General features: G+C 44.6%; 14 protein-coding genes. 12 read left to right on the top strand and 2 right to left on the bottom strand.

Annotated features, from left to right (window positions below; genetic code table 11):
• Nucleotides 1–59 precede the first annotated feature (59 nt).
• Both mtaB and V1225_RS12295 read left to right on the top strand, forming a co-directional pair.
• Nucleotides 60–1,349 carry a tRNA (N(6)-L-threonylcarbamoyladenosine(37)-C(2))-methylthiotransferase MtaB gene (gene mtaB / locus V1225_RS12300; RefSeq protein WP_251613567.1) on the top strand — a complete coding sequence of 430 codons (1,290 nt, stop codon included), beginning with the start codon at nt 60–62 and terminating at the stop codon, nt 1,347–1,349.
• Complete coding sequence (locus tag V1225_RS12295; RefSeq protein ID WP_338546631.1) at nt 1,342–1,683, top strand: histidine triad nucleotide-binding protein; 342 nt, start codon at nt 1,342–1,344, stop codon at nt 1,681–1,683. Before mtaB ends, V1225_RS12295 begins: the two co-directional genes overlap by 8 nt.
• A 292-nt stretch (nt 1,684–1,975) precedes the next feature.
• Here V1225_RS12295 and V1225_RS12290 read toward each other — a convergent pair whose 3' ends face one another.
• Nucleotides 1,976–3,289 (bottom strand): uracil-xanthine permease family protein, encoded by a 1,314-nt coding sequence (locus V1225_RS12290; protein WP_161909233.1) that lies wholly within the window; start codon nt 3,287–3,289, stop codon nt 1,976–1,978.
• Between the two features lie 345 nt (nt 3,290–3,634).
• Here V1225_RS12290 and V1225_RS12285 point away from each other — a divergent pair, with 345 nt between their 5' ends.
• A complete protein-coding gene (locus V1225_RS12285) occupies nt 3,635–7,882 on the top strand; it encodes an Ig-like domain-containing protein (protein ID WP_338546629.1) in 4,248 nt (1,415 codons plus the stop codon).
• A 260-nt stretch (nt 7,883–8,142) separates the two neighbouring features.
• On the opposite strand, the gene V1225_RS12280 is transcribed toward V1225_RS12285, so the two are convergent.
• On the bottom strand, nt 8,143–9,936 hold the full coding sequence (locus tag V1225_RS12280; RefSeq protein ID WP_338546627.1) for a sigma 54-interacting transcriptional regulator: 1,794 nt from the start codon (nt 9,934–9,936) through the stop codon (nt 8,143–8,145).
• Between the two features lie 285 nt (nt 9,937–10,221).
• On the opposite strand from V1225_RS12280, the gene V1225_RS12275 reads away from it, so the two are divergent.
• The 9 genes from V1225_RS12275 to modA all read left to right on the top strand — a co-directional run bounded on the left by V1225_RS12275 (nt 10,222) and on the right by modA (nt 24,445).
• Nucleotides 10,222–11,622, top strand: coding sequence for an MFS transporter (locus V1225_RS12275; RefSeq protein WP_251630540.1), 1,401 nt, complete (start codon nt 10,222–10,224; stop codon nt 11,620–11,622).
• Nucleotides 11,623–11,638: 16 nt separating this feature from the next.
• Nucleotides 11,639–12,826, top strand: coding sequence for an amidohydrolase family protein (locus V1225_RS12270; RefSeq protein WP_338546624.1), 1,188 nt, complete (start codon nt 11,639–11,641; stop codon nt 12,824–12,826).
• On the top strand, nt 12,819–14,159 hold the full coding sequence (locus V1225_RS12265) for a TldD/PmbA family protein (RefSeq protein WP_338546622.1): 1,341 nt from the start codon (nt 12,819–12,821) through the stop codon (nt 14,157–14,159). The genes V1225_RS12270 and V1225_RS12265 overlap by 8 nt, the downstream gene beginning before the upstream one ends.
• Nucleotides 14,160–14,171: 12 nt before the next feature.
• On the top strand, nt 14,172–15,467 hold the full coding sequence (locus tag V1225_RS12260; protein ID WP_338546620.1) for a metallopeptidase TldD-related protein: 1,296 nt from the start codon (nt 14,172–14,174) through the stop codon (nt 15,465–15,467).
• Between the two features lie 246 nt (nt 15,468–15,713).
• The gene (locus V1225_RS12255; RefSeq protein WP_160200448.1) at nt 15,714–18,101 is read left to right on the top strand and encodes a molybdopterin cofactor-binding domain-containing protein; all 2,388 of its coding nucleotides are present in this window, start codon (nt 15,714–15,716) and stop codon (nt 18,099–18,101) included.
• A gap of 177 nt (nt 18,102–18,278) precedes the next feature.
• Entirely contained in the window at nt 18,279–18,806 is a 528-nt protein-coding gene (locus V1225_RS12250; protein ID WP_160200447.1) for a (2Fe-2S)-binding protein, read from the top strand.
• Nucleotides 18,799–21,198 (top strand): xanthine dehydrogenase family protein molybdopterin-binding subunit, encoded by a 2,400-nt coding sequence (locus tag V1225_RS12245; RefSeq protein ID WP_338546618.1) that lies wholly within the window; start codon nt 18,799–18,801, stop codon nt 21,196–21,198. The genes V1225_RS12250 and V1225_RS12245 overlap by 8 nt, the downstream gene beginning before the upstream one ends.
• Nucleotides 21,195–23,558 (top strand): FAD-dependent oxidoreductase, encoded by a 2,364-nt coding sequence (locus tag V1225_RS12240; protein WP_160200445.1) that lies wholly within the window; start codon nt 21,195–21,197, stop codon nt 23,556–23,558. The genes V1225_RS12245 and V1225_RS12240 overlap by 4 nt, the downstream gene beginning before the upstream one ends.
• A gap of 98 nt (nt 23,559–23,656) precedes the next feature.
• Nucleotides 23,657–24,445 (top strand): molybdate ABC transporter substrate-binding protein, encoded by a 789-nt coding sequence (modA, locus tag V1225_RS12235; RefSeq protein WP_161909383.1) that lies wholly within the window; start codon nt 23,657–23,659, stop codon nt 24,443–24,445.
• Nucleotides 24,446–24,449 lie beyond the last annotated feature (4 nt).

Here is a 24,449-nt window from a genome sequence, read left to right as displayed (position 1 = left end):
TCTTGAAGAAAAGGGAAAAAGGTTGTACTATTTATATAGAAAGAGCAGAAAGGAATTTTATGAGAATTGCATTTCACACATTGGGCTGCAAGGTCAATCAGTATGAAACGGAAGCCATGAAGGAGCAGTTTGCTGCTGCAGGGCACCAGATTGTAGGGGAAGAGGACTTTGCTGACGCCTATGTTATCAATACATGTACGGTGACGAATTTGGCAGATCGTAAGTCACGCCAGTATATTCGCAGAATGAAAAAAGTAAACCCAAAGGCGCTTGTAGCGGTAACGGGATGCTACGCTCAGGTCAGTCCTCAGGAAGTACAGGCTATTGCAGAGGTAGATATTGTTGCAGGAACTGGCGAAAAGCAGAACTTGCTCAGCTATATTGAGGCTGGTGTTTCCAGTTGTCATGTGCTTGCCTATGAGGAGCTGACCGAATATCAGTCTACAGGGATTATTACGTCTATGGAATCTCGGACGAGAGCTTATATCAAGATTCAGGAGGGCTGTAACAGGTTTTGTTCTTACTGCATCATTCCCTATGCCAGAGGCAAAGTTCGCAGCCGAACTTTAGAGGAAATTGTTGAGGAGGCCAAAGGGCTTATTGAGAAAGGGTTCAAAGAAATCATCTTGACCGGCATTAATACCGCCCTTTACGGAGAGGATTTAGGCTACGATGGAATAGAGCCGCTGATAGCAAGACTGAGCGCTCTTGCCGGTGATTTTCGCATACGCCTCAGCTCTCTTGAGCCTACGGTTATCAACAAAGATTATGTAAAGGGACTTTTAGGCTACGAGAAGTTGTGTCCGCATCTGCACCTGTCCATTCAAAGCGGTGCTGACAGCGTACTTTCCCGCATGAACAGGCATTACAGTCGGGAGGAGTATCTGGATATTGTGAAAGTTCTACAGGGTTTTGATTCCCTTTACGGCATTACAACGGATATTATTGTAGGTTTTCCCGGGGAAACGGAGGACGAGTTTGCTGACAGTCTGCGCATAGTGGATCAAGCCGGTTTCTTAAAAGTACACGTCTTCAAATACTCTCCGCGCAAAGGCACCAAAGCTGCTGACATGACCGAACAAGTAGGTGGAACAGTTAAGAATGCGCGCAGTCAGAGACTTATAGAAAAAGCCGACGCTGCCAGTCAACAGTTTTTTGAAAAGTGTACCGGCGCTGTTCGCAGGGTTTTGTTCGAGGAATTGACAGAAGATGGACTTCTGACGGGATATTCGGATAATTATGTTAAGGTTTATGCTATGGGAACGCCCGAAATGCTAAATCAGTTTTACTGGGTAAAACTTTTAGAACCATATCAAGACGGCATGAAAGGAGAGATTGAAAATGGCTGATTGTATTTTTTGCATGATTGCAAATCACGAGATTCCTTCCAATGTGGCATATGAAGATGATCAGATTATTGCATTTCATGATTTGGATCCGCAGGCGCCAGTTCACGTGCTGGTGATTCCGAAAAAGCATATTGCGTCTCTGGATGATGTTAAGGAAGAGGACCGGGAGCTGATGGGACACATCATGTTCAAGATTCATGAAATTGCGACCGATTTGGAGCTGGAAAATGGCTACAGAGTTGTCAGCAATAACGGCGCAGATGCTTTCCAGACTGTAAAGCATTTGCATTTCCATATCCTTGGAAAACGTAAGCTGACCTGGCCACCAGGCTGATAGCGGGCTGCGGTGCGGAACAAAGCGAATATCGACGCATGTGCATATTTTGGAGAAAAAGTCCCGAAATATGTACAGCGACGTACATATTTCAAGAGAAAATCAAAAATATATGCACGTTTGTAACTGCTAGACACGAATTTTACGTCTGTTTAGCAGTTATTTTATTGGAAATTCACATATTTTGAAGGAAAATCCAAAAAATATGCACACCTTTCGAGAAGAATGTGCATATTTTTGAGGTTTTTTGTTGAAATATGTATGGTCATGAAGTTGATGACATCGCCACGCACTACAGCTTAAAGGTCTGGAACTTTTCCTCGGTTCCCTCTTCCTCACTGAACTCGTAGTCGTTGCCCGGCAGAATTGCGTTAGCAACGATGCCGACGATTGCAGCAATAGCAAGTCCGGATAAAGTGATGGTTGCACCTGCGATGGTGAAAGAAATACCTCCTGCAGCGTTAAAGCCCAGTGCGCAGACCAGAATCAAAGCTGCGATGATGGTGTTTCTTGATTTTGTGAAATCAACCTGATTTTCGACTACGTTGCGGATTCCGATGGCGGAAATCATGCCGTAGAGAATCAGGGAAACACCGCCGATGACAGCCGCCGGAATAGAAGAAATTGCAAAGCTGATTTTTGGAATAAAGGAAAGCAGAATTGCGAAGCAGGCTGCGATTCTGACAACGCGTGGATCATAAATCTTTGTTAGAGCAAGAACACCGGTGTTCTCACCGTAGGTAGTGTTTGCAGGACCGCCGAAAGCTGAGGAAAGGCAAGTAGCAAGTCCATCGCCCAGAAGGGTTCTGTGCAGTCCCGGATTGGAAATGTAATTCTTACCTGTGGTAGCGCCGATTGCGGAAATATCTCCGATGTGCTCCATCATGGTTGCAAGAGCAATCGGCATAATGGTGATAATGGCGGAAATGTCGAATTTCATCACTGTCAGGTGAGGAAGTCCGATGATGGCTTCTTCACTGATTGCTGACAAATCGACTTCGCCCATGAAGATTGCTGCAATGTAGGAAATGATTACACCAAGAATGATTGGAATGATTTTAACCATGCCTTTTCCCCAGATGTTAAAAATAATGATGGAAAGCAGGGCAATCAGTGCAAGGGGCCAGTTGGTCTGGCAGTTAGTGATAGCAGTCGGTGCCAGAATCAGTCCGATGGAAATGATAATCGGACCTGTTACAACCGGCGGAAAGAAGCGCATAACTCTTCTTGCGCCGAAAGCTTTAATTAGCGCCGCCATAATTACGTAGATGATGCCGGCAGCAAAGACACCGCCGCATGCGTAAGGCAGCATCTCTTCGTTAGGCGTGCCGTCTACCATCGGTGCAACAGCAGCATAACCGCCAAGGAATGCAAAGGACGAACCTAGAAAGGCAGGAACTTTGCCTTTGGTCAGTAAATGGAATAAAAGGGTTCCAAGACCTGCCATCAGCAGGGTAACAGATACGTCAAGACCTGTCAGAATCGGAACCAGTATGGTCGCGCCAAACATGGCGAAAGTGTGCTGCAACCCTAGAATCAGCATTTTTGGCATGCCTAGGGAAGAAGCGTCATAGATACCGTCAGCTAGTGTTTCTTTCTCAGTCATATATTGATTCTCCTTTATTGAAACGGTAGGGATAATTACTCAACTATTCATACTACTTTAATTTTGGGAAGATGTCAATATAAAATACGGCATTAGTGTGACTTCTCTCTATAGCGTTAGCACATGGAATAAAGCTTGACAAAATGTATGGGGGGGGGTTACAATTTATTATGAGATAAAGAGCGATTTTTCTGTAATAAGACAGAAAGAGAAAGCAAAGTCAATACATGCTTTCCCTAATGAATGGTAAAAGTGACGCTGCGTAAAAAGTAATAATTTTGTGTAGCGTATATTGTCTTGCTGCTTTTTATTGATATTTTAGTATACTTTATTAAGAAAGGAGAAATGATGAAAAGTAAATCATTAAAAAAGAAAGCAATTAGTATTTTGCTATGCTTTATGGTTGTTTTTGCTTATTCGGCTGGATTCAATGATTTATTCCTGGTCAGTGCAGAAGAAAACACTGTAAGTGATAGTGAGAACGGAGACCGTATAGATTCCACTGTGACTCCAGACCATACCAGTGGTGAACCATCAGAAGCGAACAAGCCGGGCATGGAACTCTCAGGCGATGATACTGAGAACAGAGAACCTATTGTAATTTCTTCTTGGAAATGGGTAGATGATTCTGAGATATTGACCTATGACAAGAAGGCTAAAATATGGTGGGTGAGCCCTACGGCAGATGAAGAGAATCCTGTTACAGCAGAACTTCTGAAGGAGTATTTACCGAAGTCTATCGAAGCAGTACTTGCGGATGGTACAGAAAAGAGTGTTGAAATCACTTGGGATTTCGGCGAAATCGGTGATGGCGTAACCGCGGGAGAGTACACCTTTACGGCTTCTTTGCCGGAAGGATATGCTTTGACAGACGATGTGGAAGCGCTTGTAGCAGTTGTCAGAATAGACAGTTCGGCATTACTGGATGCAAGCTATAGCGCTGGTGGCTTAACCATTACAGCAGATGATGGGCAGGAACTGACTTCTGGTACGACCAACGACAGCGAAGTTTACCTGAGCGGCAATGTCATTTATATCAACACCAACAGAGCACTGACGCTGGCAGGAACCAGTACTACGCATACGCTTGCAATTGCACAGGGGGTGAAGGCAAATCTGACATTGGACAATGTGTCTATTAAGAATGCCGCTGCTTCTCCGATTAATTTGATTCCTAACACTGTGGCGGATCAAACCACTTTATATTTAACACTGAAGGATGGAAGCAGTAATACAATGGACCCGTTAACTGGGACTAACAATGCAGGTATTCATGTTTCTTATGGAGCAACGCTTACCATTGATGACAGTGTCAAAAACCCAGTTGCGGTCTATGGCGGCAGACTGACGAAGGATTGTACCATAAACGGAGAGGCGGCAAAGAAAGATGATCCTGCATGGCTGATGGACAGCAAAAATCCTGGCTCCCTCACTGTGTATAGCGGTACTAGTGCTGCTTGTATCGGTGGTAATAATAGAGAAAACAGCGGTAAAATTACCGTAAATGGCGGCAATATTGTGGTAAACGCATATAAGAATGGCGGAGGCAGTAGCGCGGGCGCTGGTATTGGAGGCGGCGATTATGGCGGCGCTGGTTGTTTGCTGGATGGCGGCGGTGTTGTTATCAACGGTGGTATTATCGATGCAACTGCCAGCTACCACGGTGCTGGTATTGGTGCTGGTTGGCATGCGAATATTGTAGGAACAGGACATAGTGGTAATAAGCCTGGAGATATTACTATCAATGGCGGATATATTACTGCTACAGGAAAGGATCATGGAAATGCCTTCGGCGGTGCGTGCGGTAGTGCAGCTAATATAGGGCATGGAGATGCAAGTACACCGCACGAAATCGTGATTACAGGCGGTACGTTATTACCAAAATCAAACAATAATGGTACGCAGTACGATGTTGGTGCAGTGGGCGGTAAAGTTATCGTTACCGGTGGCTCTTTCTGCCCGGCTGCGAATTCAGGAACTGCGACTAAATATAGTATTCAAGGGGCGTCGGTTATCAGTTCCGACGGTACTTCCCTTACTATGGTAAAGGTAGACCTTTCCAGCTATGCATATGAAGATAAGGACGGCGTAAGTCATACTTTACAGCCTGGCGATTATCTGCACAGCTATTCTGTTGCAGTTGATGGCGTGCCTGTAAGCCCAGAATACGGTCTTGCTATGAAGCTGGACAGCACGAAGCAATTGTATTTTTGGCTTCCTACGTCTGCTGTAGGAAAAACTGTAGCAATTTCCAATCTAAAGCTTTTGGCAGCTGACGGCACACTGATAGATACAGAATATCCGTTTACGAACACAGTTCCTGTGCCAGGAAATCCAAGTGAAACCAAGCGTTACGTTACATTTACCGTAGATACGGACGAGTTTAGTGCGGAGCTGAAAAAACAGCTGAACAAGCGTTATGACGGACTGACCTTTAACTGGGATCAGCTCAAAGAGGAGATTGCGAAGCAGGAGATTACAGTACCGCAGCCGCACGGTGGTAAAATTTCTAAGGTTGAAGAGATGAAGCCTTCCGCAGTGCGTTTAACCGGCGCTGACGGAAAACCGACAGGAGAAGGTAGCAGTGATGCCGGAATTAAAAATGCCGGAGGATATTCAATTACAGTAAACTACATGGAATATGCGAAGGATGCAGATTTCAGCAAAACTTTCTGGGGACATCAGACTAGCCTGTCAGCATCCATTACACCAGCAGATACTCGTCTTGTAGATGTGACTTACAAACCTACGATGGAAGAAGTTACAGACGCTGATGGAAAGAAAGCGATGAAACTGACACAGATGGACTTTACAGCAACTGTTCTACCGAAAAAGGGAGAAGCAACAACTTGTGAAGCGCCGGATGGATTTATTCAGTTCTATATCAATGGCGTAAAGGTGGGAAATCTGGTCAGTCTCAATGACAGCAAAACCAGAAGCGCGGGTACAGTAGAAACCGGAACCACAGATGGCTATAACTCAAAGACAGTTACGAAGAGTGTTTCATTCAGAACAACTACGCCGCCGGTTCCGGAGGCAGGAGAGTTTGTTGTTGAAGCGAAGTATTACGGCGGAACAAACTATACTGGCTCAGAGGCGCAGGCAACAAAGGTAGAGGATGATACAACAAAATTTGATCCAGATAAGGATTTTCCATATATTGCACCACCAACACCTGTTTTGAAGCCTGCGGGATCAGATGGTGAGATAAATCCGGACGATCCAGATCAGGTAATTCCGGGTCAAAAATTACCGCCGGTAGAAGTAGAACGAATTGATCCACCAGGCGGTGCGACAGCGGATGAAAACAATTATAGACTTCACGGAATCTACAGAGACAGCGTTTCACAAAAAACAGAAAAGGATGCAACGGCAGATGTATCTTACTTTGAGACGCTGCTTAATAAAAGATATGCCTTTGTTGATAAGGCAGGGCATCCTTTGCTTGGTGCAGATAAACAACCGTTGAAGATTAAAACAGATGATATTGTGATTACCGATGCTACGGGCAAGAAGATTGACGAGATTGATCTCTCTGAAAAGGGCAAGTATCTTATCACTGCAGAGGTAGAAGATGCCAATGGGAATAAAACAACGATAGAGTTAACTTTCAATCTTCGTTCACCAGTGCTGATTGACCCGGATATTAACAAAGATACCAACGATGACGGTATTCCGGATATCAATATCGACACAGATGATGACGGTATCCCAGATATCAACATCGACACCGACGGAGATGATAAGCCGGACATCAACATCGACACCGATGGGGACGGTAAACCTGATGTAGACATCGACACAGACGGAGACGGTAAACCGGATATCAACAAGGATACAGATGGAGATGGCAAACCGGATGTGGACATCGACACAGATGGAGACGGCAAACCGGATGTGAATGTAGATACCAATGGAGATGGCAAACCGGATGTGAATGTAGATACCAATGGAGATGGCAAACCGGATGTGGACATCGATACAGACGGAGACGGTAAACCAGACATCAACAAGGATACAGATGGAGATGACAAACCAGATTTAGATATCGACACTAACGGAGATGGCAAACCGGATGTAAATGTAGATACCAATGGAGATGGCAAGCCGGATATCAACAAGGATACAGATGGAGATGGCAAACCAGACGTGGATATCGACACTAACGGAGACGGCAAACCGGATGTAAATGTAGATACCAATGGAGACGGTAAACCGGATATCAATGTAGATACCAATGGGGACGGCAAACCGGATATCAATATCGATACAGATGGAGACGGTAAACCGGATATCAATATCGACACCGATGGCGATGGTATTCCGGATCTGAATGTAGATACGGACGGAGACGGCAAGCCAGATACCAATATCGATACAGATGGAGACGGGAAACCAGATAAGAATATCAAAGACCCGAGCGAAATCAAGGATATTTTGAACGAGAATGAACCGGCAGATACAGATGAACTGCCTTGGTGGATTCCAAAAACAGGCGATACAGCAAATATGCTGACATGGCTTGTAGTGCTTGGCGCAGCAGTCCTTGGACTTTGCGGCACAGTATATGGAATTAGGAAAAAGAGATCCTAGAAGAAAACAGCTGTAGATTAATAGCATAAATAAAATGGGTGGTTTGTGTAAACCATCCATTTTTTACGTCTGTTCAGCAGTTATATTTGTTGAAAGTTTACATGTTTTGTAAAGAAAAACCTCAAAAAATGCACACCTTTCGAGAAAAATATGCATATTTTTGAGGTTTTTTATTGCAATATATATGATTATGGGGATGATGTTGCCACGCACTACAGTTTAAAGGTCTGGAACTTTATCTTTTGTCAATGTGTCTTCGGTTATTGATCCGGAGAACCCTCTTCCAGCTTTTTCAGCTTTCGGTAGAGGGTGGTTCTGCTGATTCCCATCTTTTTTGCCAGTTCTTCACGAGTGATGACTCCGCTTTCTAAGTCTTGCAGATGTTTATACAGAACCAGATTTTCATATTTTTCTACATTGGATTTCAGAGTTTCTCTTTCGTCTGCTTTTATTTTGGAGTGGGTTAGGGACTGGAAGAGCGGCGGAAAGTCTGCCGGCAAAACCAATGTGCCTTGGGCAACATTGGAAATGTATTCTACAACATTTTCGATTTCACGTACATTGCCGGGCCAACGGTGGAGAAGTAGCAAATCTGCGGCCTCAGGCGAAAAATCCAGATGCTCTTTGCCTAACATTTGTGCATATTTTTCCAAGAAGTATTTGGCTAGAGGGAGTATATCGTCTGTTCGCTTGCGAAGAGGCGGTATTGTGATAGGGATTACATTGAGACGATAATACAAATCCTCGCGGAATTCCTTTGTTTTACACATTTCTGCTAGATTTCTGTTGGTCGCAGCGATGATACGTACATCAATATCGATGAGCTTGTTACTGCCGATTCGTTCAATCTGCCTGTTTTGGATGACGTGAAGAAGTTTGACCTGCATAGCAAGAGGAAGCTCTCCGATTTCGTCGATGAATATGGTGCCGCCGTTTGCGGCTTCAAATTTGCCGATGTGTCCGCCTTTCGAAGCTCCCGTAAATGCACCGTCAGCATAGCCAAAAAGCTCACTTTCGATAAGGTTTTCCGGAATAGCGCCACAGTTAATTGTGACAAATGGTGCGCTAAACCTAGGACTTTCTGCATAAATGGCACGAGCAAACATTTCTTTGCCTACGCCGCTTTCGCCGGTAATCAGTACGGTAGAGGTGCTTTTTGCAATATTACGGGCAAATTCTTTTACTTTTGCGATTTCATCGCTGCAGCTGATAATAGAATCGAAATTCATAGTGTTTGAGCCTAACACTTTGTAGGCAGTTTTCTTGACTTCAGCAATATCGTCAAAGAAAATAATAACCCGTTGCAGCGCATTTTCATCATAAACAGGCTTGCATGAAGCCATGATTTTAATATTCTCTTCTTTGAAATGAAGCTCTCTGTTCTGAAATCCTGTCTTTGTATTTAAAAAGATAGCGGTGGCAGCAGGCCAGAATGCATCAAGATGAAGTCCGATAAGACCCCAGCTGAGATTAGCATTTGTTAAAATGTGGTATTCTGCTTTTTTGTTTGCATTAGTGATATAGCCATCGCAATCGATGACAACAATACCTTGTGGGGAACCGTTGACAATTTCAGTCAGCAGGTTAGACTGTACGTTTAAGTCCCGCACATGGTCGATATTTTCTAAATAGGAGGAAAGGAGCGTTGCCATATTTTTTAAGTAGTTGCAAATTGAAAACTGGTTATCAATCAGATGATTGTATTGTTCTTCTGTAAAAGCAACCAGTGAAATGATGCCGATATGTTTCTCGTGATAGGAGATCGTGCAGCAGATTTCGCCTTTTTCCCCACTGATCCATTCTGTAGGACCATACAGGGGATCTTTGATATCATCTACCACATAGGTGCCGCCTACACGCAGGAGGTATTTGTACAGAAATTCTTCGACGTAACGGCTTTCTGCTTCATAGGTGCCGATGCGTTCCTGATACTGGCCTGTACCGGCAATAATCTTTAAATTCTCATCGAGAATCAAGGTTTCGATGTTTAGAACCGTGGATATGGCATTGGCAACTTGCTGGACGGTAGGCTGAATTTTAACTAATCTGCTCATGTATTTTTCCTCCATTTATGATATGGTAGAATTATAAAACTGGTACGGCGACCTGTCAAGGAAATGTTACTTTTTTAGGACTAAAAAAATGAAATGTTTCAAACATGAAACACAGTTCTTGGAGAAAATTAGGCACATGCCGAAAGTTTTTTTCAAAATCATTGAAAAATTAAGGGATTCAAGCGGCTGATTTGAAAAAAACGCATTGGCATACTCCTTGCTTTATATATGAAAGAAGACAGCACAAGGCTGTTCACAGTGCCATAATGGAAAAGGAGGATACATATGGACAAGAAATTACCTTTGAGAGCCAAGATCGCCTATAGTATGGGCGGATTTGGTGAAGCGATGCCACTGAACTTATTTAATGTTTACTTCGTATATTTTATGACCGACGTGGCTGGAGCTCCTGCAGCGTTAGCGGGTACGATTGCTTTAATCGGCGTGCTGTGGGATGCAATTACAGACCCAATTGTGGGAAAATTGTCGGATAACTGTACGTCCCCAATGGGTAGAAGAAGGGCGTATATGTGCAGAGCGATTATTCCGTTGGCATTATTTGTAATTATGCTTTTTACACCGGTAAACTTTACAGGAATTGCACAAATGGCATACTATGTTGTGGCAGCACTGGGTTTTTGGCTGACTCTCACAATGTGGGTAATTCCATTCTTTGCTTTTGGAGCAGAGATTACTACCGATTATAACGAAAGAAATACCCTTAGAACTGTAGTTATGATTTTAGAAAATGCGATTCTAATTTTGTGTACGTCAGGTCCGATGTGGGTACTCAGCTGGACCCTGAACCATGGAGGAGAAGAAGCTGACGCTTGGAAATATACTGCATGGATTACTGGGGCAATTCTTTTAATCACTTGTGCGGTATGCGTTTATTTCACAAAAGGATGGGATCAGCCTTATCAGAAGTCCGAAAATGTGAAAACAGAAAACCTGCTGGTAACCTTTAAAGAACTGTTTAAGATTCGCACTTTTAAAATTTTGACAATTTCTATGATGCTTGCTTTGTTTGGACTGCTTCTAATTTCTACCAATTTAGTCTATGTTATGAATAATCTGGCAAGATTGACTCCTGAGGAGCAGAGTCTGTTCTGGATAGTATTCAGTGTAGCGATTATGGTAATGCTCCCATTTGCCAATAAGCTTTGTAACAGTATAGGCAAGAGAGAAGTTTTGATGGGTGTAGCCATAATTCAGGTTATTGTAGGTATTATCTGTTTCTTTATGAGTTTGGAAAATAGAATTGCCTTCTACATTTATATCGTTGGGCTGGTACTCTGCAACGGATGTTTTGTTGCACACTATGTTACCTTGTCCTATGACAGCTGTGAAGTAGATGAGTTTGTCAATGGAAAACGCCGTGAAGGAAGTATTGTGGCCTTAATGTCCTTTATCCAAAAAGCTGGCGGAGCCCTTGCAATGTGGGTTGCAGGTCTTTCTCTTACCTTTATCGGCTATGACGGTATGGCGGCAGAACAGACTCCGGAAGTACTGTCCGGACTTAACACAGTGATTACTGTGATTCCGACGATATTCTTTATCTTAGCAACCATAGCGCTTTATAAGTATCCAGTAACGAAGAAGAACTTCGCGGCGTTGCAGGATGCCCTTGAAAAGAAAAAGGCTGGACTTGCGTATTCAACAGAAGAATTTAAGGAACTGCTGTAATTGAAAAGGGGAAATTATGATGGAGAATAAGATTTTACTTGAAAATGCAAATGTGATAGACGTATATGAAGGAGAGAGCCGTAAAGGTTACGATGTCTATATCGAAGGTGATATGATAAAGGAAGTCTGCCCCCACGGGCAGCTTTCCTTTGGAGAAGACACAGAGCGGGTGAATTGTACTGAAAAGACCATTATGCCGGGGCTGATAGATTGTCATGTACATCTCTGTATGGATTCTTTCTGTCCTGATCCCGGTGTTATAGCGGCAAGAAGCGATGCAGCACTGACAATAGATGCAATCAACCATATGGATGCGCTGCTAAAAAATGGAATCACCTATGTAAGAGGCATGGGAGATCCACGGAATATCGATATTGACCTTGCAAGAGCAAAGAAAGCAGACCAGATTGCAGGACCTGATATTTTGCCGTGTGGTAAGCTGATTTGCATGACTGGCGGTCACGGGTGGCAGCTTGGCGTAGAGGTAGATAGTCCTGATGAGATGAGAAAGGCCGTCAGACAGCTTTTAAAGGATGGTGCAGGTCATCTGAAAATGATGGCAACTGGCGGCGTGATGACGAAAGGCGTGAAAACTACATCAACGCAGCTGACCTATGAAGAGCTGAGAGCAGGTATCGAAGAAGCAGAACATGCAGGCGTTCGGACTGCGACTCACGCTCAGGGCAATGCAGGAATTAAAAATGCAGTGCGTGCAGGTATTCATTCTGTAGAGCATGGATTTTATCTGGACGAGGAAGTCATTGGCTGGATGCTGGAAAAGGGAACTTTCTATGTGCCGACCTTGGTTGCGGTCTATGAGATTTTAAAACAAAAGGACAGTCTGCCTGCCTATTTAGTAGAAAAGGCACAAACGGCAAAGGATGCGCACAGGGCAAGTTTTCAGCTGGCTTTAAAATCCGGTGTAAAAATTGCGCTGGGTACAGATGCGGGTACCCCGTTTAATGAATTTGGCAGTGCAAGAGATGAATTTCTCTATATGATTGAAGCGGGTATGAGTCCGGTGCAGGCGGTAAAAAGTGCAACTTGCGTTGCGGCGCAGCTCATTGGCGTAGAAGACAGCCACGGGAGCGTAGAGCCTGGAAAAGCTGCTGATTTGTTGATTTTGCAAAAATGTATTTACGATGAACCCAGCGTAATCAAAGAGCCGTTTACTGTTTATAAAGGGGGAAAACGCTATGTATAAGTTTCCGGAAAATCTGTATACGGATATTAGAATTGACAATTACAGTGAAACCCAGCTGACTTATGACGTAGAAGTTTTGGCAGAAATAAAAGAGAAAGATGTTGAAGGTATATTCCTTCGCATTTACGACGGTCATCGCTGGTACTACAGTTCCTTTACCGGAAAAGAGAACATTCAGACGGAAATTGATGTGCTGGCGGAAAAGGCTACGCCAAATCCCAATGTATACGATAGCCCGATTATAAAGAAGCTGGAGGCAAATCAGTATCGAAAGCTTTCTTATGAGGACGGATTTCAAAACCTGTCTTTGGATGAGAAAATTGCAGTGGTTTCAAAATATCCAAAGCAGTACGTATCTCAGTGTTCTTTGATGACCGATTTAACAACGCAGCTGCTTCTAATTCACAATGTGAGAGAGTTTTATTCCAGCAAAGGTGCAAATCTTTATTACGATGAAGAGGTTTTATCGCTGGTACTGTCCGGAACTTTTGCTTGCGGAGAGAATGTGCTTGTAGAAAATTATGAAAAGTTTGGACATCGGTTATCTGACCTTGATGAAAGTGTGGACAGAGAGATTACGGAGCACATTCAGAAGGCAGAAGAGTTTGTGCGCGAGTGTGTCAGTGCAGAGCCAGGCGCCTACCCTGTAGTATTTTCTCCAGAGAATACCGGACTTCTCTGCCACGAAAGTGTGGGGCATAAAAGTGAAGGCGATTTCTTCGTAGATTCACCAGGTATGGAAAAGATTTGGAATATGGGCGAGGAGTTTTGTGATAGGGGTATTTCCATTGTGGATGATGGAGAAATTGAGTCATCTATTTATTTGCCTTTTGATGATGAGGGAACTAGGTCGAGACCAACTGCTATTGTAAAAGAAGGCTGTGTCGGTGATAGAATGACAAATGCTGCTGCAGCAGCTGAACTAAATCTTCCGATGACGGGAAATGCCAGAGCGATTGATTATACATGGGAGCCTATGGTGAGAATGACCACGGTTTACCTTAATCCGGGCACTATGCCTATGGAAGATTTATTCAAAGGAATCGAAAAGGGCATTTTTGCGGATACCTATATCGCAGGTGGAGGCATGGATGTGTTCAGTATTGCGCCCGGTAGATGTTACCTGATTGAAAATGGAAAGATTACAAAACCAGTTGCTGTATCACTAATTTTTTCAAGATGTAAAGATGCGCTGGCAGCCATCGAGGGCAGAACGGCTGAGGTTATTTTGAAGCCGGCATACTATATTCGCTGCGGTAAGCCGCCACAGCTAGGACTTGCAACTTCTGACGGCGGACCGTATGTCAGATTTAAGTCTATGAGTGTCGTATAAGGAGGAATGGCAATGATCAGAGAAAAATATGAAATTAACAGCACTGAGTATGCAGCTGTATTCCTCAATTCGAGATTGGACGCAACTCGCAAGCGCAGGAGCAAGAAGAAAGGCTTTCGAGTTTATGACAACGGTTTAATTGGGCTGAAATACACTGAAAGTGACTGCGACGAAGATAAGATGTTTCGCGGGGCGGAGGAAATGCTCCGCTATCAAGTGCCGTATGAGCCGGCTCCGGAAGAAGAAAAAGTTTGTCACATGGATATGACAGAAGGAGAAAAAGAGCCGGATTATAAGGCGTTCGAGAATCAGTGTGAGGATTTGGTAATTCGCTTAAAAAAGAGATTTCCGGGCATTATTTTCAGCAATTCTATTCGGATTGTAGAAGAAGAGCATAAGCTTGAAAATACCCAAGGATTGGATTTGTCTTTCAAAGACCGGTATTATTTAGGGGAAATCAATCTAAAAATGCGTGATGGAATCAACATCAGCGATGGCGCAATTCCGTATAAAAGCAGAACCTTCGAGCCTGATGAGATATTTGCCCATGCAGAGCGGGTTCTTGCAAATTATGAGAATGTAATCACCGTCGAAGAGGGAAAAACTTATCCGATTATTATATCGACAACGGATTGCTTCAACGTTTATTATGGATTCATCAACACCTGTTTTGAACGGGAACTCAACGGGCAGCATTATGGTGCCGGCGGCTCGCTGCTTTGCGGGCAGCAGGGCAAGCAGGTGTTCAGCAAGGATTTTAACTTGATACAGTATAGTGACCCTGTAAAGTATATCGGAAGACCTTTCTTTGACGCGGAGGGCACCATCATCGACGGCGGCGTGGTAGAGTTTGTCAAAGACGGTACTTTTTTAAGACCGTACACCGATAAAAGCGTCAGTCTGAAATACGGGCTTGAAAATACGGGAAGCGCAGAGGCTAAGCCGGAGAATGTACCTTGTTTGGGCGGCATTGGTGGCACAGGAATTCCTGAAATCCGTCCAGTGGGTCTGACAATTACTGGTCAGCACCAAGCACTGGATACCCTGGTAGGAGAAGAGCGGGCAATCTATGTGTTCTTCTCTTTGGCAGGTTCCTATAACAACATAGGAGGCTACGCCCTTCCGATACAATTTGGCATGGTGTATGAAAATGGTGAGTTTATAGGCAGAACCCAGGAACTGATGTGCAATACCAATATTTGGGATATGTACGGTAAGGATTATCGAGGCCTTGCAAAGAATACCTTGATGCCGGCATCGGCCCACGACTACATGGTAATTGACATGAAAGCAAATTCAAACGGCTAAATAAAATAACAGGTGGCATGATTTTAAGTTGTGCTCCCTGTTATTTCTTTAGATACATGTTTCAAGAAAAGGTTGCAATGATGAAACTGTATATCGAAATTGAAACAATAAAAGGAACGTTGGAGAGAACATGATTTAGTTGAAAGGATTGAAATTTACAGCAGGACAGAGAGTTATGCTGCGCAGAAGAGTACTGGCATATATTTTGCTTTATATAAAGATATATGGAGGAAGGAGTAGAAAGTCATGGAGAAAGTAAAAACCCATTATGTACCAAGGGAACAGAAACGCTATATGGGTACATACAGGCCAAAGATTGATGCTAAGGAGAAAACTTTGGGGAAAACCCAATATCTCGACGATATTACCTTGAAGGGAAAACTGCCGGGAATGCTCTATGCAAAGATTTTAGAGTGTCCTTATCCACATGCGAAGGTTCTTAAGATGAATACGGAAAAAGCAGAGGCCTTGCCTGGTGTGTGGGCAGTGCTTCGATGTGACGATCCGGAAATTCGCGCATTAGGAAGAACTACCCATTGCTGGACAGATATTGCGATTACACCGAAGGATGTCGACACCGTCATGCGATATTGGGATCGGGAGTTTTTGCCGGAAACAGGACTTTGGGTTGGCGACCATATGGGCGTAGCAGTTGCAGCGGAGTCACCGGAGATTGCTGAAGAGGCGCTAAAACTGGTGGAGATCAAGTGGGAAATTTTGCCCGCTATTTATGAGATGGAGGAAGCCAAACAAGCAGATGCGGTTATCATTCATCCGGAATTAGATGAGACGACAAACCAGCTGCGCCACAGTGAAGATGGCATTGAAAACGATCTTTACTACAGTCGCGGAGATGTGGACAAAAATATGGAAGCTGCAGACTTTATTTTAGAAGTGGACAAGACCTATGGTGGGGTATCGACTCACGGCTGCTTGGAGTACCGTGGCTGTGTCATCGACTGGAGAGAGGACAAGATGGATGTATGGACCAATCACTATATGTCCGATCAGACGAGAATGTTTCTCCATGATTACACCCACGTGCCTCTTAACAAAATTCGCGTCAGAAACGGAAACAGCGGCGCACATATGGGAAAATGGAATACAGGAGAAGATATCTTTTTCATCATTACAGCTTACTTATCTAAGCGGGCAGGAAAACCGGTGCGCTACAAGATGACCAACCATGAGGAATTCCATGAGACAAGAAATCTAAATCGGTACAGAGTAAAGGCCGGATGCACCAAGGAAGGAAAGGTGCTGGCGCTGGATATGATTTGCGAGGGTAATACGGGGGCATATATTGGGGCCTGCGACCATAATGTGGAGTTTCTGGTACGGGAAGTGCTGGACAGAGACTTTGCGCCGGTAAACCATATCCGAATGCATTCCTATACCTGGTTCACCAACAGAATTCCGGGCGGCGTGGTACGCGGCATTGGTAATGTGCAGCTATGTTGGACCTTCATGGCGCTGCTTGATGAACTGGCAGAAAAAACGGGCATTGATGTGCTGGAAATTTTAAAAATGAATTGTGGTAACGATGTCAACTGGCAGGGGGAAGCCAATCACAGCATTTGCAAGGTGTTAGACCTCGGCGCAGAGGCAATCGGCTGGGGTAATCGCCACAAGGCGGGCAAGGGTCCTTTCATTGATGGGTACAAGAAAAGAGGCAAGGGAGTAGCTATCTGGAATCAATGGCACGCAGAATTAAACGAGCTGACACGAGGGTTTTACGAAGTCAGCATTCGATTAAATCCCGATATGTCTGTAATCATTCAAGCGCCAACCTCAGAGACTGGTGCAGGAGGCAACAGCGCCGCAGTTTTTGCCTGTGCGGAAAATCTTGCCTATCTGGATGTAAAACCGGAGGATATTTTGTGGACGCCTCTTGGCGATACAGAGCTTGGATTAAGAGATAATGCGCCAACCGACAGTGTAATTTCTTTCCTTTATGCCGAGGCAATGGTAGAGGCTGCAGAGAAATTGAAAGCTGAGATTTTGCGCAGAGTCGGCGAATATATGGAGAAAGAACCTTCTCTTTTAGACATTGAACACGGGGAAGTCTATGAGCGAGCTAATCCGGAGAACAGAGTCGGTGTAGAGTGGTTTATGCTACATACAGATTGTGTGCCGATTCATATTCATCATGCAAGACACAACGTGAGAGAACAGGCGGGGCTTCCTTTCGGAGCCTGGTTTGTGGAAGTTGAAGTGGATACAGAGCTGGGCAATGTAGAAGTTGTCGATATGGTCGTTGTCAACGATGTGGGGTGTGTTATGCACGCTTCCGGCGCAGAAAGTCATCAGATCAGCGGACAGGCTATGGGCGTAGGCGAGGTGCTGATGGAGCAGCTGCACTATGACTTTGAAACAGGAACAATACTCAATAACAACTACATCGATTACAAGATGATGACCATGGCGGATTTTCCAAAGCAGATTACACCGATTTTGGTAGAAGAATGGCAAGGACTTGGCAGATATGGTGCAGCTGGCATGGCAGAAGGCGCTTTTACGGGAACGGGAGCAGCCATTGCAAACGCCATATATAATGCGGTGGGGATAAGGGTTGACGAGCAGTCCATTACGCCGGAGGCTGTACTTGATAAAATTGTGAAGTTACAAAAATGAAACTAAAATCGATAAATGTTTCAATTTAGAAACTATTGCCGGCGAAAGAAAAAGATGGGGACCCGAAAAGGGTTGAAAAACAACAGAAAATCATGAAAACAGCCTTTGGCATATTTTTTGCTGTATTTATAGGTATAAGTAAAAAGTGATTGCCATGGAGAGAAAGGGGCAAACAAAATGAACAAAGATGTAATTCAAATGAATGTAAATGGACGTGCCTATGCCTTGAAAAAGGGAAGGGATTATGAAGAGGCGGATACACTGTCAAAGGTGCTGAGAGAACACTTCGGTTTGACAGGCGTACGCGTATCCTGCGAGCAGGGTGCTTGTGGTGCGTGTACGGTTTTAATAAATGGTAAATCAGCACTTTCGTGTATGATGCTGGTAACCGATGCAGATGGATGTGATATTTTGACTATAGAGGGCTTAGATGGAAGTGATCCTGTGGTTGATGCTTTTGTCAATACATACGGACCCGGAGAAGGGACTGCCATGCAGTGTGGTTTTTGTACGCCGGGCTTTGTTATGGAAACGCATTCTTTACTCAATGAAAATCCAAACCCCACAGACGAAGAAATTACGGAAGCATTGTCAGGTCATATTTGCCGCTGCGGTTGCTATCACGGAATCCACAAAGCGGTAGAAAAAGCCGCAGACCATATTTGCAAGTGCAGGGAAGAGGCAAAGGAGGCTTCAAATGAGTAAAGATAGGATTGCCTATGTGCCGAGAGAGCAAAAACGTTATATGGGTACATATCGTCCGAAGATTGATGCCAAGGAGAAGACCCTCGGGAAAACCCAGTATTTGGATGATATCACCTTGAAGGGAAAACTGCCGGGCATGCTCTATGCAAAGATTTTGCAGTGCCCGTATCCCCATGCAAGAATTTTAAAGATGAATACGACGAAAGCCGAGGAGCTGCCGGGCGTTTTTGCAGTGCTTCGCTATGACGATGAAGAAATCCGGGCGCTTGGCAGAACCACCCATGCGTGGACAGATATTGCCATTACGCCAAAAGAGTCGGATACGATTACGCGTTATTGGGACAGGGATTTCTTACCGCAGACAGGTCTTTGGGTCGGAGATCATATGGGAGTTGCAGTTGCGGCTGAAACCCCTGAAATTGCAGATGAAGCTTTAAAACTAATCGACATTAAGTGGGAAATTTTTCCGGCTGTATATGAAATGGATGAGGCGAAAAAGCCGGATGCACCGATTTTGCATCCGGAACTGAACCCTTCTACAAACCAGCTTAGACACAGTGAAGATGGAATTGAGAACCATCTCTTCTATAAGAGAGGAGATGTAGAAAAATCTTTGCGGGAAGCTGACTTTGTACTGGAGGTAGAAAAAACCTATGGCGGGGTCAGCACCCATGGCTGTTTGGAGTACAGAGGCTGCGTGATACGCTGGGATGAGGACAAAATGGACGTTTGGACCAACCATTATATGAGTGACCAAACCAGAATGTATCTTCACGATTATACCCATGTTCCTTTAAATAAAATCCGTGTCAGGAACGGAAACAGCGGCGCACATATGGGTAAATGGAACACTGGGGAAGATATCTTCTTTATGATTACTGCGTATCTGTCAAAAAGAGCGGGAGGCAGGCCTGTCAGATATAAGATGACAAACCATGAAGAGTTTCACGAAACCCGAAGTGAAAATCGATATAAAATTAAAGCAGCCTGCACAAATAGCGGAAAGATTACCGGTATGGAAATGATCGCAGAGGGAAACAGCGGCGCATATATCGGCGGCTGTGACCATAATGTAGAGTTCATTGTCAGTGAAACCATGAACAGAGCCTTTGCTCCTGTTGAACATGTCAGCCTGTATTCCTATACTTGGTTTACAAATAAAGTTCCGGGTGGTGTCGTACGCGGTATCGGGAATGTGCAGCTTTGCTGGTGCTTTATGTCGCTGTTAGATGAACTGGCGGAAAGAACCGGCATTGATGTGATAGATATTATTAAGCTGAACTGCACCAATGACTTTAATTGGCCGGGGGAAAAGAATCGGAGTATTTGCAGAGTGCTGGACGAAGGTGCAAAAATAATCGGCTGGAAAAATCGCCATAAGGCCGGTGAAGGGCAGTTGATTGAAGGATGTAAAAAACGTGGCATGGGTGTAGCTGTATGGAATCAGTGGCATGCAGAACTTAATGAATTAACGCGCGGCTTCTATGAAGTGAGCATCAGACTGAATCCGGATATGTCGGTAATTATTCAAGCGCCGACCTCAGAAACAGGAGCTGGCGGCAACAGTGCAGCAGTCTTTGCCTGTGCAGAAAATCTGCATTATCTCAATATTAAACCGGAAGATATTCTGTGGACACCACTTGGCGATACGGAATTGGGACTGCGGGATAATGCACCGACAGACAGTGTCGTTTCTTTCCTTTACGCAGAGGCGATGGCAGAAGGTGCGCAGAAGCTAAAGAGTGAAATCCTGCGCAGAGTCGGCGAATATATGGAAAAAAGTCCGGAAGAATTGGAAATCGAAGACGGGTATGTCTTTGAAAAGGTAAAGCCGGAAAACCGTATTGGTGTTGAATGGTTCATGCTGCATACCGACTGTGTACCAATTCATATTCATCATGCGCGCCATAATGTGAGAGAGGAAGCAGGATTGCCATTTGGCGCATGGTTTGCAGATGTAGAGGTAGATATTGAAACAGGCCAGGTTGAGGTAACCGATATGGTAGTCCTCAATGATGTGGGCTGCGTTATGCACGCCTCCGGAGCAGAAAGTCATCAGATCAGCGGACAGGCCATGGGAATCGGAGAAGTCCTCTTTGAAGAACTTCACTACGATAAAGAGACTGGAACTGTTTTAAACAATAACTATATCGACTATAAAATGATGACCATGGCAGATTTTCCAAAACAGATTATCCCTGTTTTGATAGAGGAATGGAAAGGTCTTGGAAAATATGGCGCTGCAGGCATGGCAGAAGGGGCATTTACAGGCGCCGGTGCAGCCATTGCCAACGCAATTTATAATGCTGTGGGAATCAGAATTGACGATCAGTCCATTACACCTGCGAAAGTTTTAAACAAACTGATGGAAAAGGGAGGAAACAGAGCATGAAAGATTTAGAAGTATATTATGCAGGAAGCGCAAAGGAAGCTTCCGCGCTGCTGAAGGAAAAAGGTGATTCCTCCTGGCCTATGGGAGGCGGCACAGACCTGATCGGCGTCATTAGGGAAGGCATTTTGCCACAGCAAATTAATGAAATAGTATCTTTGAAAAAGGCGGAGGATTTACAAGGTATTATCAAAGATGAAAACTATTTAACGCTGGGCGCGGCAACAACACTTTCTGAAATTGAGAAAAATGCGGAAATCAACCAAATTTTTCCGGCATTGGCAGAGGCGGCAAGAACAGTTGCATCGCCACAAATCAGACACGTTGCGACAGTCGGCGGCAACATCTGCCAACAGGTACGCTGCTGGTATTATCGCTATCAGGGCGATAAGTTTAACTGTCTTAGAAAAGGCGGAGAACGCTGCAACGCAGTGGTAGGAAACAATCTATATCATTCAGTTTTCGGAGCTTTCAAAGTCTGCGATCCGCCGTGCCAAGTGGAGTGTCCAAACTCTACCAACATACCGGCTTATATGGAGCGGCTGCGCAGCGGCGATATTGCAGGTGCTGCAAAGATTCTCTTTGAAGTCAATCCATTGGCAGCGGTAACGGGCAGAATCTGTCCTCATACCTGTGAGCAGACCTGCAACAGAAAGAAATTTGATGAAAGTGTCTCCGTTAGGGAAGCAGAACGTTTTCTCGGCGATTATGTGCTGGAACATCCGGAAGATTTCATTACCCCGCCTAAGAAAGAAAGCGGCAAAAAGGTTACCGTTATCGGCAGTGGTCCTGCCGGATTATCAGCGGCATTTTATCTGCGGCAGGCGGGACATACAGTGACGATACTGGATCAGAATCCGGAAATCGGCGGTATGCTGTATTACGGAATTCCGTCCTACAGACTGCCAAAGGAAATCTTGGCAAGATATAAGGAAATCTTGCTGGGTCTGGGTGTGAACTTCAGGATGAATACCAAGGTAGGAGAAACTGTTACACTGGAAGATTTATACAAGGAATGTGATATTGTTCTTGTAGGAATTGGTGCATGGGTTTCACTGGGTCTTGAATTTGAGGGAAAAGATGCAGAAGGCGTACTCAATGCCCTTGAATTTCTGCAAAAAGCAGCGGACAGAGTACCGCAGAAGCTGGGAGAAAAAGTAGTCGTTATCGGCGGCGGTAATACTTCCTTCGACGTTTGTCGAAGTGCAAGAAAGATGGGAGCAAAGGAAGTTACTCTGCTGAGTATTCTGCCATATGACGAAATGCCGGCAGAAGAGGAGGAAATTACAGAAGCGCTGGAAGAGGGCGTACAAATTCTGGATTTGACCACCTTGCAGAAGGTCATCAAAGGAGAAAACGGAGAAGTTAAAACGCTGGTACTACAGCAAATGGAAAAAATCGATGAGGATGAAACGGGGCTTGGGAATATTGCGCCGGTTCAGGATGTAACCAGAGAGCTTGAGGCAGATAATGTCATAGTTGCAATCGGACAGACCATTGATTTAGAAGGCTTTGAGTCCTTAAGCAGCGGCGGCAGACTGATTGCGCTTTCTGAAAAAGAAAGCGGAAAGACCTTTGAAGAAGCAATCTTTGCAGCAGGAGATGCAGCCTATGGCCCGGCAACTGCAGTCAAGGCAATTTTCCAAGGAAGAAACTGTGCAAAGTCCATCTGCGAAACCATCGGCGGAATGGAGGAAGTGGTACAGACTGAAAGAGGCGAAAAAATCTCCTTCAGCTCATATGCGCTGCAGAAAACGGAAAAAGCAAAGACTGCCAATGCACCTTTAGAGGAGCGGGAACTGTATAAAGAAATTTCTACGACCCTCAACATAGAAGAAATTTTGCAGGAGGCAGAGCGCTGCTTAAACTGCGGATGTGTAGCTGTCAGTCCTACGGATGTAGGCACAGCCCTAATTGCACTTGATGCGATGATCGTAACAAATGAACGGGAGATTTTGGCAGAGCATTTCTTTAAGGCGGCTGTTATGGGCTCTACCGTGCTGGAAAAAGGCGAAATCGTTACGAAAATTCGTGTGCCGCAAGCGGCAGCCGGAAACAAGCAGATTTACTACAAGCATAGAACCAGAAAGTCCATCGATTTCCCAATCCTAAGCATCGCGTTAAATGCGGATATGGACGGACAGAAGGTCAAGGACATCAGAGTCGTATTTGGAGCGGCAGCGCCGGTTCCAAAGCGGATGCACCAAGTAGAAGAGTTTCTTCGCGGAAAAGATCTGACTCGCCAAGTAGCAGAGGAAGCAGCAGCCCTTGCTGTTGAAGATTGTGTACCCCTTGCAGAAAATGCCTATAAGGTACATCTGCTAGAAGTACTAACCCGCAGAACTTTGGAAAAGCTGATATAACCAATATGGAAAAGTAAGGCAGGAATGAAAGAATTCCTGCTTTACTGGAAGCACCGTTATTCTTGTAGGAATATAACGGTATGATGAGGAGGCAAGCGATGAAAAAAACATGTAAACAGGCAGCAATATTGCTGACAATGATACTTCTGCTTTTACTTGGGAGCTGCGGAGAAAGGGAGAAAGAAACAGAGCCTGCAGAGCTGCACGTATTTGCAGCAGCTTCTATGACTGAAGTCTTGACAGAACTTGGAAATACATATATGCAGGAGAATAAAGAAGTAAAGCTGGTATTTAATTTCGACTCTTCAGGAACGCTGCTGACCCAAATTGAAGAAGGTGGAGCGTGCGACATCTTTATATCCGCAGCCCAGCAGCAGATGGATGCTCTTTCTGACCGTGTAGAGGACAGCCGCTTTGATATTTTGGAGAACAAGGTGGTTCTAACAGTGCCGGAGGGAAATCCCGCAGAAATAGAATCCTTTGAGGATCTAAAAAAAGGGCTTGAAGAGGGAACGATTATTTTAGCCATGGGTAACAGCGATGTACCTGTAGGGCAGTATACCCAGAAGATTTTGGATTACCTGGGGCTTTCAGAACAGGCGCTGTCTAAGGCAGGACTGATTACCTACGGCAGCAATGTAAAAGAAGTTACAACCCAGTTGACAGAGGCAATGGTAGATTGCGGCATTATCTATGAGACAGATGCAAAGACTGCGGGATTAACCGTAGTGGATACTGCGGAGGAAAAGATGTGCGGACAGGTTATCTATCCGGCGGCTTTGCTGGATACATCAAAAAAACTTGAAGAGGCAAAAGCATTTTTAGACTTTTTGCAGGGCGAAGAAGCTGCTGCTGTATTTTTAAAGTATGGCTTTACACCCGTGTAGCAGT

The sequence above is a fragment of the Emergencia sp. JLR.KK010 genome (assembly GCF_037018265.1).
GTDB classification, from domain to species: Bacteria; Bacillota; Clostridia; order Peptostreptococcales; family Anaerovoracaceae; genus Senimuribacter; species Senimuribacter intestinalis.
This window is presented reverse-complemented; position numbering and strand designations above follow the sequence as displayed.